This window comes from Methylobacterium sp. V23 (assembly GCF_002917135.1).
In the GTDB taxonomy this organism is placed as follows: Bacteria; Pseudomonadota; Alphaproteobacteria; order Rhizobiales; family Beijerinckiaceae; genus Methylobacterium.
In genome coordinates this window covers 1-11,617 of record NZ_PDHT01000063.1, presented here as the reverse complement: position 1 = coordinate 11,617, position 11,617 = coordinate 1, and the positions used below count along the sequence as shown (strand labels likewise).

The window sequence follows — 11,617 nt, the reverse complement described above, 5'->3', positions numbered from 1 at the left end:
TTTGTCCGCGCAGACTTGGGATGACGCTCGAACAACTGCGCATTTTCGTGACGGTGGCCGAATACGAGCACATGACCCGCGCAGCCGGATCGCTGAACCTGACGCAATCGGCAACGAGTGCCGCGATCCATGCCCTCGAAACCCGGTACCGATGCCGCTTCTTCGACCGGATCGGCCGGCGGATCGCCCTCACCGACACGGGCCGGGATTTCCTGCCGGAGGCGCGGGAAGTCCTCGCCCGCGCATTCGCGGCGGAAGGCGTCCTCGACGACATCGCGGGGCTGCGTCGCGGCTTCCTGCGGATCGTCGCCACGCAATCGATCGCAAATTACTGGTTGCCCTCGCGCCTCTCCGCGTTTCGAAAGCAATACCCCAGCCTCGATCTGCATCTATCGATCGCCACGACGAAGGGCGTGCAGGGTTTCGTGCGGGACGGATCGGCCGATCTCGGATTTGCGGATGACGTGGTCGTCGATACCCCGCTCATGGCGGATCGCATCGCGGCGATGGGCGTGATCGTCGTCTCGCCGCTCGACCATCCCTGGAGCCGGTCTCCGCCGGACTTGCTACGGGCTGCCGAGGCGGAGTGCTGGATCATGCGAGAACCCGGAACGCAGGATCGACGCGACCGTGACGATGCGCTCAGAACGTTCGGACTGATGCCGCATCGCTTGTCGGTCGTGCTCGAACTTCCATCCGAGGAAGCCGTCCTCTCCGCCGTCGAGGCCGGCGCCGGGGTAGCGGCCGTCACCGGGATCGCAGCGGCCTCAGGGATGTGGTCGAACGCCGTAAGCCGGATCTCGACGCTCGCATCACCCGGCGCGATCACGATGATCCGCAACACCCGACGCGCAAAAACCGACGCAACGGCGGGCTTCATTCACCTGATTCGCTCCGGCTCGCGGCCGGGCGATGGCCAAGGAGCCCCATAATGCTTGCCTCGCTCGACGCCGTGCTTCTTGCCCGTGCCCAGTTCGCCTTCACCATGGCGTTCCACATCATTTTTCCGGCCTTCTCGATCGGGCTCGCGAGCTACCTTGCCGTGCTCGAAGGGCTTTGGCTCTGGACCGGCCGGGAGGTCTTTCTCAACCTATTCAAATACTGGCTCAAGATCTTTTCCATCGGCTTCGCCATGGGCGTCGTCTCGGGCGTGGTGATGTCCTACCAGTTCGGCACGAACTGGGCGGTGTTTTCCGACAAGGCCGGCCCCGTCGTCGGCCCGTTGATGGCTTACGAGGTGCTGTCGGCGTTCTTCCTCGAAGCGGGCTTTCTCGGCGTCATGCTGTTCGGGATGGAGCGGGTCGGCCGCGGCCCCCATTACCTCGCAACACTTCTGGTCGCCGCCGGGACGCTATTCTCCGCCTTCTGGATCCTCACCGTGAACTCCTGGATGCAGACGCCGGCCGGATATGGCGTCAATGCCCAGGGGCAATTCGTGCCGGTGGATTGGTGGGCGATCGTCTTCAACCCGTCGCTGCCGTATCGGCTCGTCCACATGGTGCTGGCCGCCTACCTCACCACCGCCCTCGTCGTCGGCGCCGTCGGCGCCTGGCATCTGCTGCGCGAGCGCGGCGGCGGACCGCGCAGCGAGGGCGCGCGGGTGATGTTCTCGATGGCGATGGGCCTGATCCTCGTGGTCGCGCCTCTGCAGATCTTCGCGGGCGACGCGCACGGGCTCAATACCCTTGAACACCAGCCCGCGAAGGTCATGGCCATGGAAGGACACTTCCAGAGCCATCCCCACGGCGCGCCGCTGCTGCTGTTCGGCCTGCCCGATCAGGACGCGGCCACGGTCCGCTACGCCATCGAGATTCCGAAGCTGTCATCACTGATCCTCAAGCACGACCTCAACGCCCCGCTCAACGGCCTCGACACCGTCCCGCGCGAGAACTGGCCCCCAGTCCCGGTGGTGTTCTGGTCGTTCCGCATCATGATCGGCCTCGGCTTCCTCATGCTCGGCCTCGGCCTCTTCGCCCTGATAGCGCGTATCAAGGGAGGTCTCTACGCGTGGCGCCCTCTGCACCTCTACGCGCTCGCGATGGGGCCGGCCGGGTTTGTCGCGGTGCTGGCCGGTTGGACGACGACGGAGGTCGGGCGCCAGCCTTTCACCGTCTACGGGGCGCTGCGCACGGCCGAATCCCACTCCCCCCTGGCGGCTCCCGCCGTGGCGACATCGCTCGCGGCTTTCGCCGTCATCTATCTCTGCGTCTTCGCCGCCGGCGTCTTCTACATCGTGCGCCTGATGAGCCACGCGCCCCATCCCGGCGAGACGGGGCCGAGCCCGGCCGAGCCGATCCGCACCGCCGGCCTTCACCCGGGGCCGGCGATGAGCCCGGGCCACGGTCTTCAGCCGGCCGATTAGGAGCACGCCATGGACACGCTCGGCCTACCGGCCATCGACATCCCGACGGTGTGGGCCTTCATCGTCGCCTTCGCCGTCTTCGCCTACGTGGTGCTGGACGGGTTCGATCTCGGCTTGGCGATCCTGTTTCCGTTCTGTCCCGATCGGCGGGACCGCGACGTGATGATGAATTCGGTCGCTCCGGTCTGGGACGGTAACGAGACTTGGCTTGTGCTGGGCGGCGGCAGCCTGTTCGCCGCGTTTCCGCTAGCCTACGCGGTGCTGATGCCGGCTCTCTACGCGCCGCTGATCGCGATGCTGCTCGGCCTCGTCCTGCGCGGCGTCGCGTTCGAGTTCCGATGGCGCACGGAGCGGGCGCGCGGGATCTGGGACCTCGCCTTCATGGGAGGGTCGTTCGTCGCAGCACTGGCACAGGGCATCGCCCTCGGCGCGACGCTTCAGGGTGTGAGCGTCAGCGGCCGGGCCTATTCCGGCGGGTGGTGGGAGTGGCTCAGCCCGTTCACGCTCCTTACTGGCGCCGCCGTCGTGACAGGATACGCTCTTCTCGGTGCGACGTGGCTGGTAATGAAGACGGGAGGCGCCTTGCGCCTGCGCGCGCTGCGCCTCGCGCGGCCACTCGCTCTGGCGACGCTCGGCTTCGTCGTCGCCGTGAGCTTGGTGACGCCGTTTCTCGAAGCTGCCTATTGGCAGCGCTGGTTCGCATGGCCCGGTATCGTGCTTACGGCTCCGGTTCCAATCGCCGTCGCCACGGTGGCCTTTTTGCTGCTGCGCAGCCTCGGGCATGGGCGCGATTACAGTCCCTTCATATATGCGCTCGGGTTGTTTTTCCTGGCGTTCGTGGGACTCGGCGTTTCGATCTGGCCGAACGTCGTACCGGGCCGGATCACGATTTGGCAGGCGGCGGCGCCTGAAGCGAGCCAAGTGTTCGTTCTCGTCGGAACCGTCATTCTGATCCCGATTATCCTCAGCTACTCGGCCTACGCCTACTGGGTTTTCCGTGGAAAGGTCGATCCGAACCACGGCTATCACTGAGGCCTAGAAAGTGAAGTTTTCATCGATTTATGCGATTGATTGGATCGTCACAATGCATTTGTAAGATATATAGCTCGCATTTATCCTTAAAGACATCACGAAGAGCGTGACGGCCCAACCGAAAGATGTACGATCATGACCAGAGCTCTCACCCTTACCGGCCTCGCTTTCGCAGCCAGCCTGTCGCTTACCGGCCTGTCCTATGCCCAGGGTCAGGACAAGCCGACGACGGAGCAGGGTGCAAGCCGTCCAGTACCGACGCGTTGTCGGAGCGTCGACGGCGATAGCGGCAACGCGAAAAACCCAGCTCTGCCGGAATGTGAACAGGGCAAGGGTCAGGAGACCGGTGGACCGGCACGCAACCGCCTCCCGGATTAGGTCTTTTCCCCGGATCGGTCGGACTGGTCCGGGGCAAGCCCAAACTTTACGTCGATCGCATATCTCACGAACGGACCGGGAGCTGACGTCATGACCGATCATCGGACGACCGAGACCACCAACGAAGCCCGTCAGGGTGAGACCAGCAATCACATGCGCTGGGTGCTTCTCTTCACGCTGCTTCTGACCATAGGTGGCGTCGGTGCCGTCTGGTTGGCGACCATTGGATGATCGCCGTGAGCGCGCATCGAGCCTGGATCGGACGGGTTGTCTGGTTTACCGCCCTTTGGGCAGGAGGGGTCGGTGTTATTGCCGCGGTGGCATTCGCCCTGAGGTTCCTGATTCACTAACAATCTCACGGCGGGACGTCGTCTCAATTCTTGCTCGCGGTTGCGAGGCAGGGCGAGACAAAGAGATCGCCGCGATAGGCCCCGCGCAGTGTTCGCCCGGCGACGACGAACCAGATCAGGGTCAGCAAGCCGACGAGCCCCGCTCCGAGCCATGCCAACCCGACGAGCCCCGTCGCTTCGCCGAGCCGCAGCGTGGCGAGCGCGTAGACGCCGAGCGGAAAGATGTAGCCCCACCAGCCGAGATTGAACGGCACGCCTTCACGGCGGTAGCGAAGGGTGACGATCAGCGACAGCATGAACCACCATGCGCCGTAGCCCCATAGGATCAGTGCCCCGATCAGCCCGATGAGCCGTAGGATATCGACGGCCCCGCCAAATCCGTGCTCCGCCAGGATCGGGCCGCCGGCATCTCCGAGAACGAGGAGGCCGAGGGCGGCGGTGCCTAGCGGCCCCAACGAGAGCCAACTCGAGGCGGCCATCTCGCGGGGCGGCAGGTTGTGCAGGGCCATCCGCAGGACAAGGATTGCCAGGATGCTGAGGGCGAGGGGAACCGAGATGCCCCACAGGACGAAGCTCGTGGCGATCACCACGAGTTGCATCGGCGGCTCGATGACGGTCGGCGCGACCAGTCCGCCCGTCACGGCCGCCACCTCGGCCGCTACCACCGGTAGAAGCCACACCGCGGTCATCTGGTCGATACGGTGTTCCTGGCGCGTGAACATCAGGTAGGGGATCGCCACGGCACAGACGACGGCCAGCACCACGTCGAGCCACCATAGCCAGAACGCGACGGCCAGGATGCCGTGTCCGAAACGGCTCTGACCGAAGATCAGCAGGCCGTTGATGAGGGTCGCGAGCGCCATCGGGATCGCGCCGAAGAACATCGACACCGTGGAATGCCCGAAGATCTGCCGCGCACCGTCGAAGAAGAAGATCCACCGCGCCGCATAGAGGCCGCAACAGACGAGAAACAACGCCACCGCCGCCATCCACAAGCCAGCAGGAAGCGGAGACAACAGCGTACGCGTTATCGGAACGCGGTCGAGGGCGAGGGCGACGACGCCCGTCCCCATCACCACCGTGAACCAGTTCGGGGTGAACTGCCGGACGATGTCGCGCGGGTGGCCGAGATGCGAGAGCGGCGTCAGGCCATTGCTGATCGCCAGAAGTGTCGGATCGGTCACCGGGATACGACTTTCTCAGTGGTCGGGGGGCGCATCGACCTTCGCCGCGTCATGCCGCTCGCCCTCTCGCTCGAACCGGCGCTCCTGTTCGAGGATCCGATATTTCGGCGCCTCGATCCAGATTCGGAACCCCGGCAACACCAACCAAGCCACGACGAACGCGGCGACGACGAGTGTGAGGGCTGTGACGATGAAGATGAACATCAGCGCGTCGCTGCATCGTCAAAGGGGTCCGGCCGGTAGAGCGAGCGGATATAGGCCACGACGGCGGCACGGTCACCCGCTGAGAGAACCTTCGCCCAGGCGGTCATTGCCGTGCCGGGTATCCCATCGGTGAGGACGGCCTGAGCCCGTGCGGCCGAGGGTTGCTCGATGGAAAAGTTCGTCGGCCGCGGCGTCATCGATGAGGCAGCGACGCCGTCGCCGAGGCCTCCGGCACCGTGGCAGCCGGTGCAGTTGGTCGCGAAGATCGACGATCCTGATCCGATCAGAGCCGCTTCGGAGCCGTTCGGGCTACCCACGGCCGACAGCGTCGCCACGAGCGCCGTCAGGTCCTGGAGATCGCGAACGGGCATGTCGCGCCAAGCCGGCATGGCGCTTCCGGCGACACCGTTCCAAAGGACGGCAGCGACACGCTCGGTCGTGTAGCGGTTCGCGCTGAGATCGGCGGGAGCGGGCATCAGGCTCCCGACAGCGAGGCCGTCGCCGCCACCGCGTTCCCCGTGGCAGCTCGCGCAATTGGCGGCAAACAGGGCCCGGCCATGCTCGATGGCCGCTGGCCCTGAATCGACCGTGGAAAAGGGAGCCGTTGTCCCGCCGACGATCGGCGCGTTGGGATTGGCGTTCGGCCGCGGGATCAGGCCCGGGACGGAAGCGTGCTCCCCCCCCATTGTGGAGGTCGTCGGGTTGGCCTCGGCCACCTCGTAGCCCGAGAGCTGTCGCGGACGTCCGAGCGCCTGGAGGTAGGCGACGAGATCGAGCGCGCTCGGCTTCGGCTTGGTCGCGTCCCCGTCGAAATGCCACGGATATCCCGGCATGACCGAGTCGCGGATCGTCGCCCGCGGATTGAACAGATGCGTGAGCTGCCAATCGTCGGGGCGCACGCCGCCCTCGCGCGCAAGGTCGGGGCCGACGCGGCGCGTGCCCCACAATTGCGGGGCGTCGAATTTCGTCTCCCAGGCCTCGGTCGGCGCTCCCCAGCGTGCCACGTCGGCGGCGACGAAACGGACCTGCTGCGAGTGGCAATAGCCGCAGCCCTCGGTCGCGTAGATCTGGCGCCCGCGTTCCTCGGCCAGGGTGTAGGCAGCCATGTTCTGTGGCGCCTGCTCCTTCACGAGCGTAGCGAGCGAGCGCCCGGGGAGGATGCCGAGCAGCACGAACGACAACGCGAAGAACCCGAGGCCGGCGACGAACGCGACCACCAGTGCGAAGCGGTACCAGGCGTGATCGCCGTCCCCGTCGATGAGCTGTGCCACGTCGGACTACTCCGCCGGTTGAAGCGTCGGTGCGAAGGCCGGTGCCTCGTCCTCCGGCGCGGGCCGTCGTGCCGTGGCGGGCCCGAGGGTCAGACCGCCGAGAAGCGCCAGGAACCCCAGGAGGAGCGGCACGGCCGACAGGCTTCGCAAGGCCCAGTAGGGATAGGAAGCACGCACGGAGTCGATCCAGGGCGCCGTCGTGCCCCACAACTCGCCCTGGACGAGCCCGACGGCGGTCAGATCGATCACCATCAGCAGAAGGCCACTCAGAAGTAGCCAATAGGACGCGGCTACAAATCCGGCATGGTAGCGCGCCGCGGGAAGCAGGCGCCAGACATGGGTGAGGCCGCCGGCCGCCACGAAGGTGGCAAAGCCGAGCATCGCCAGATGCGAGTGCCCGATCACCCAATCGCTGAAATGGGTCAGTCGATTGATGGGCATCAGGGCCTGGAGCGAACCCTGGAGGCTCACGATCAGGTAGAAGACCAGGCCGGTCCAGACATAGCGCAGCGGAACGTCCCGTCCCACGAGCCCGCTCTGGCCCTTCAGGGACATCAGTTGGTTGAACACCACCAGGATCACGTCCATGCCGAGATAGGCCGAGGCGATGATCGCTGCCTTCTGAGCGTCCATGGGAATTGCGGAGTAGACGTAATGGTGCGTCCCGTTGAGGGGATAGACGAAGAACAGAAGCCAAAAGCCGATCATCGACAGGAAGTGGCTGTAGATCGGCCGCCGCGTGGTGGCGGGGATGACGAAGTAGGCGATCGAGACCGCGAACGGCGTGATGTAGAGTCCGACGGCGTCGTGGATCCAAAGGCCGCTGAACGCGGCGCCCTTGGCGCCGGGCAGCACCTGCGGCACAATGTTGCCGACCGGGTAGGCCAACAGCGTGAAGACCGTGCCGCCGATGATGTACCAGGCCGAGACGTAGAGGCCGCCCGGCACCCGCGCCCGCAGGAAGGGCAGCACGAACTGAACCACCATCAGCGCGAGCCCGAGGGTCACGAAGACATCGACGGCGAGGGGGAACTCTGCCCATTCGAGGGCCTGCGGCGCGATCAGCCAATGGCTCGGCGCGGCGAGGACCAGCGCCCAGCCGGGTACGAGGACGACGAAGTTCCAGACCAGGAACAGCGCCCAGCCGAGCCGCGGGCTCGTCACCGGACGGTCCGCGAGCCGCGGCACGGCATGGTAGAGGTAGGCGAGAAAAGCGTTCCCGAGCCACCCGAACAGGATGCCCTGCGTGTGGTCGTAGCGGAGGCGCCCCCAGGTCGCCCACGCGGATCCGCCGAGGAAGTCGGGGAAGGTGAACTTCACCGCGACCAGCGTGCCGAACACCGCCGAGATCAGCAGGGTGATGACCGCGGCGAGGCCGTGGGCGCGGATCAGGTCGTGCTCGACGGTGGGCGGCGCCGTGCCGTCGCGCTGAGGCTTGCTCCGGACGGCGTTCGTTGGCGAGAGGATGCCGGCGGTCACGATCTGCCTCCGCTTGCACTCGCGCCGCGTCCCGCCTCGATGATGAAGGCCGCCAGCGCGCTTCGCTCATCGAGGCTCAGTTCGAGTTGTGGACCTGGTTGATAGCCGTCCCAGCCCGGGCTCGGATGCCCGACCGCAGAGACGAGACGCGGGAGGCAGAGATCGCGGGACGCCTGGGTCGAGCCCGCGTCGTAGCGTCGAGAGATGGCCGTCCAGGACGGCCCGACCAGCCGGGCATCATCCATGTGGCATCCTGCGCAACGCTCCGTCGCCATCCGCCGGCCCAGAGCCGCATCCTCAGGGCTGGCGACGGCGGCGGTCGACGCTTTCGCGAGGCTGTCGCCGCGCGAGACCAGCGTTGCCACCCCCGGATGAACGAGGATCCGCCACGCGAGCAGGCTACCGACGATGAACACGACCACCGTCATCGCTACCGCTGCGGGGTGGCGATGATGGCCGCGCGCCTCCGTCTCCAAGAACGGCGCGAAAGCCGGACCTCGGTCTGAGGATGCGGTCACGGCTCGCCCGTCTCCTGCCCGTTGAAGCTCACGAGATAGTCGGTGATCGCATCGACCTGATCTTCCGGGATCGGCGCCCCGTAGACCTTGATCATCTTGTTGACCTCGGCCTTCCAGGTCTTCCGTGGGAAGCGCGGCTGATTGAGCACGTAGTTCGGGGAATGGCAGGTCATGCAGTTGGTAACAAAGGCCGCACGGCCGGGGCCGGCCGGCAGGTAGGGCAGCTCGTGCGGGATCGTGATCGCCTTGCTCGCGGGCAGCGCCGCATCGAGGGCGAGCACTGGGTCCGCCAGGAACACGGCGGTGAGAAGACCGGCGCGCCGGATCATCCGGTCACCATGCCGCTGGTTTCCTCGATGACGCGGCGGGCGTAGCCGCCGTGATTCCATTGCGCGGTCAGCTGCTCCTCGCCGGCCTTGTTCGTTGCCCTGACCTTGAGGCGGTAAGGGCCGGACGCACCGGGCGTCCAGGCGAGGCGCCATCGTCGCCAGGAGAAGCGGCCGAGATCGGGATCGAGCACTGCGGGAAGCCACGTGCGTCCGCCATCCATCGAGACCTCCACGGCGGTGATGCCGTGGCCGCTGTCCATGGCGAGGCCTTCGAGCTGATACGGCCTTCCGAGCGGCAGCGTCTCTCCCGGCTCCGGCCGCACGAAGATCGAATGGATGCTGAAGCGGTTGATCGGCACCGTGGTCTTGGCGAGGGCGTCCTCGCTCTCGTTCGCCGTCGCGTTGTCCGGCACGCGATAGGCCGTATCCATCCAGACGTTATGAAGCGGGGTGGTGCGCGCCTCGACATGGTGCAGCGCCTTGATCCAATAGGTCGCGTACCAGCCGGGCACCACGAGACGGAGCGGGAAGCCGTTCAGCATCGGGAGCGCCGTACCGTTCATCAGGTAGGCGATCAGGATGTCGCCGTCGTTGGCGTGATCGACAGAGAGCGCCTTGCGCATCTTGGGCAGCCCCGGCATCGGCGAGCCGTCGAGTCCAGAGATCGCAATGTCCGTAACATCCCCCTTCAGGCCGGCCCGGGCGAGGAGGTCGCGTAGCCGAATGCCGGTCCAACGGGCGTTGCCCATGGCACCGTGCTTCCATTGCGATCCCGCGACCCTTGGCGTGAAAAAGCTACGCGAGTTGCCCGAACACTGGTTCAGCGCGATGAACGAGACTTGCTCGAAGTCCCTCCGAAGATCGGCGACCGACAGGGAGAGCGGCGTCTCGACCGCACCGTCTACGATGAGACGAAAGCTCGCGAGATCCACCCGTGTCGGAACCGCGGCCATGTGCCAGCGCACGAAATAGGCCTCGTTCGGCGTCAGATCCTGGCGAAAGTAATGGAGCGGCGTTTCAAGTTGCGGCGGCCGATCGGTCAGCAGGATGAGGTCGGCCTTTTCGGGGAAGCGCACCCGCCGGCGCGGCTCCGACTCCGCGGCTGCCAAGGCCGGAGCCGCGACGCTGAGGGCAGCCGTGCCTCCCATTCGAAGAAGTTGCCGCCGGTTGATCTCGATCGTGCCCAACCGGCGGCATCCTCGTGCGAGCGTTGAGCGCGACCTAAAGATATCAGCGGCAGTAGCGTCCAACATATTTTATCGATCAGTTCGACCAAACAATCCTGTTCGCGGCCCGACGCTCGTCGTCGCCCATGGCAACTCGTTACGGGCTCTGGTGATGGCGCTCGAAGGACTGGGGCCGGACGAGGTCGAATCCCTCGAACTCGCGACCGGATCGATGCGGGTCTGTGAATTCGCGGAGGACACTTCCATTGCCATTCGCAGGCTCATCGCCTGACATCCGGCCCCGTGTCCGTTCCGGATCGACCTGGTCCGGCCTCGGCTCCTTCCGGCTCGATCTCGCCCCGGGATTGAAGCCATAAGGCGAGGGTCCAGCAGAGGGGCGTGTCGCAAACGCCGATCGAGCCAGTGTTTACCCGACGTTGACCATACGGCCTGCATGGCGCCTCCCGAACCGGAGGCCGCCCATGATCCTGTCTGCCATCGCTGCGAAGCTGAAGCGCCGCGCCAAGGGCGACTTCAAGGGTCGGCACTATGAGACGGCGCTCATTGTCCAGGCCGTCGCCTGGTACCTGCGCTATCCGCTCAGCTATCGTGACATCGAGGAGTTGTTCCTGGAGCGCGGGGTCGAGGTCGACCATTCCACGCTGAACCGCTGGGTTCTGGCCTACGCGCCGTTGATCGAGAAGCGCCTGCGCCAGTTCCGTAAGCCGCACTGCGGCTCGCTGCGTATCGACGAAACGTATATCAGGGTGCGCGGTGAGTGGCGCTACCTCTACCGAGCCATCGACAAGCACGGCAATCCTGTCGATTTCCTACTCACGGCCAATCGCGACCTCGACGCGGCCAAGCGCTTCTTCCGTAAGATGCTGGACGATCAGCCGCTTCTTGCCCCTGACCGGATTGGTACGGATGGCGCCAGCACCTATCCACCCGCCATCGTGGCTGCGAGGAGCGAGGGCCTTCTACCCCGTTTGCCGCTCCACTACGTAACCAAGCACCTACAGCAGGGCATCGAGAGCGATCACTTTCGGGTCAAGAAGAACATGCCGCGCATTGGCGGCTTCCGCTCGTTCAACACAGCGCGACGCACGATCCAGGGCTTCGAGGCCATGCTCTGGCTCCGCAAGGGCTTCGGCTTTGCTGGCGCGTGGACCGTGCGCGAACAGAACCGGCTGCTCGGGGTCTGCTTCGGACTTCAAAAGGTTAACGAAGTTTGAAACCGAGGTAGTTCTGGTCCTGCCTGCGACCTAAGGCATGGCTTGCGACAGGCCCGTCGAGCGTGCCCTCGACGAAGCCCAGCTCTGCCGCCCCCTCACGTACAGCAGC

Annotated in this window: 13 protein-coding genes; 6 read left to right on the top strand and 7 right to left on the bottom strand. The window is 65.7% G+C overall.

Translation table 11 applies throughout. From position 1 onward, the window contains the following. From CRT23_RS26425 to CRT23_RS28755, 4 genes are all read left to right on the top strand, one after another. Positions 1-932 (top strand): LysR family transcriptional regulator (locus CRT23_RS26425; protein WP_210202110.1); only part of this gene is annotated, 932 nt, incomplete at its 5' end. Beyond that, positions 932-2,362, top strand: coding sequence for a cytochrome ubiquinol oxidase subunit I (locus CRT23_RS26420; protein ID WP_103712488.1), 1,431 nt, complete (start codon positions 932-934; stop codon positions 2,360-2,362). The genes CRT23_RS26425 and CRT23_RS26420, both read left to right, overlap by 1 nt. 9 nt (positions 2,363-2,371) lie before the next feature. Then, the gene (cydB, locus tag CRT23_RS26415; protein ID WP_103712487.1) at positions 2,372-3,394 is read left to right on the top strand and encodes a cytochrome d ubiquinol oxidase subunit II; all 1,023 of its coding nucleotides are present in this window, start codon (positions 2,372-2,374) and stop codon (positions 3,392-3,394) included. A 468-nt stretch (positions 3,395-3,862) separates the two neighbouring features. Further along, positions 3,863-4,003 (top strand): hypothetical protein, encoded by a 141-nt coding sequence (locus CRT23_RS28755; protein ID WP_181017487.1) that lies wholly within the window; start codon positions 3,863-3,865, stop codon positions 4,001-4,003. A gap of 142 nt (positions 4,004-4,145) precedes the next feature. Here CRT23_RS28755 and CRT23_RS26405 read toward each other — a convergent pair whose 3' ends face one another. The 7 genes from CRT23_RS26405 to CRT23_RS26375 form a co-directional block, all read right to left on the bottom strand. After that, positions 4,146-5,306 carry a TDT family transporter gene (locus CRT23_RS26405; RefSeq protein ID WP_103712485.1) on the bottom strand — a complete coding sequence of 387 codons (1,161 nt, stop codon included), beginning with the start codon at positions 5,304-5,306 and terminating at the stop codon, positions 4,146-4,148. A 15-nt stretch (positions 5,307-5,321) separates the two neighbouring features. After that, positions 5,322-5,510, bottom strand: a complete 189-nt coding sequence (locus CRT23_RS26400) for a hypothetical protein (RefSeq protein ID WP_103712484.1) — start codon at positions 5,508-5,510, stop codon at positions 5,322-5,324. Further along, positions 5,510-6,781: a cbb3-type cytochrome c oxidase subunit II gene (locus tag CRT23_RS26395; RefSeq protein WP_181017486.1), complete on the bottom strand. Its 1,272-nt coding sequence runs from the start codon at positions 6,779-6,781 to the stop codon at positions 5,510-5,512. The genes CRT23_RS26400 and CRT23_RS26395 overlap by 1 nt, the downstream gene beginning before the upstream one ends. A 6-nt stretch (positions 6,782-6,787) precedes the next feature. After that, positions 6,788-8,260: a cbb3-type cytochrome c oxidase subunit I gene (locus tag CRT23_RS26390; RefSeq protein ID WP_210202109.1), complete on the bottom strand. Its 1,473-nt coding sequence runs from the start codon at positions 8,258-8,260 to the stop codon at positions 6,788-6,790. After that, entirely contained in the window at positions 8,257-8,688 is a 432-nt protein-coding gene (locus CRT23_RS26385; protein WP_103712483.1) for a cytochrome c, read from the bottom strand. The genes CRT23_RS26390 and CRT23_RS26385 overlap by 4 nt, the downstream gene beginning before the upstream one ends. 86 nt (positions 8,689-8,774) lie before the next feature. Beyond that, entirely contained in the window at positions 8,775-9,107 is a 333-nt protein-coding gene (locus CRT23_RS26380) for a cytochrome c (RefSeq protein WP_103712482.1), read from the bottom strand. Beyond that, on the bottom strand, positions 9,104-10,183 hold the full coding sequence (locus CRT23_RS26375) for a molybdopterin-dependent oxidoreductase (RefSeq protein WP_210202108.1): 1,080 nt from the start codon (positions 10,181-10,183) through the stop codon (positions 9,104-9,106). The genes CRT23_RS26380 and CRT23_RS26375 overlap by 4 nt, the downstream gene beginning before the upstream one ends. 91 nt (positions 10,184-10,274) lie before the next feature. Here CRT23_RS26375 and CRT23_RS28200 point away from each other — a divergent pair, with 91 nt between their 5' ends. Together CRT23_RS28200 and CRT23_RS26365 are read left to right on the top strand one after the other, a co-directional pair. Beyond that, a complete protein-coding gene (locus tag CRT23_RS28200) occupies positions 10,275-10,565 on the top strand; it encodes a histidine phosphatase family protein (protein WP_181017488.1) in 291 nt (96 codons plus the stop codon). A 190-nt stretch (positions 10,566-10,755) separates the two neighbouring features. Next, positions 10,756-11,508, top strand: a complete 753-nt coding sequence (locus tag CRT23_RS26365; protein WP_103712480.1) for an IS6 family transposase — start codon at positions 10,756-10,758, stop codon at positions 11,506-11,508. The last annotated feature ends 109 nt before the right edge of the window (positions 11,509-11,617 follow it).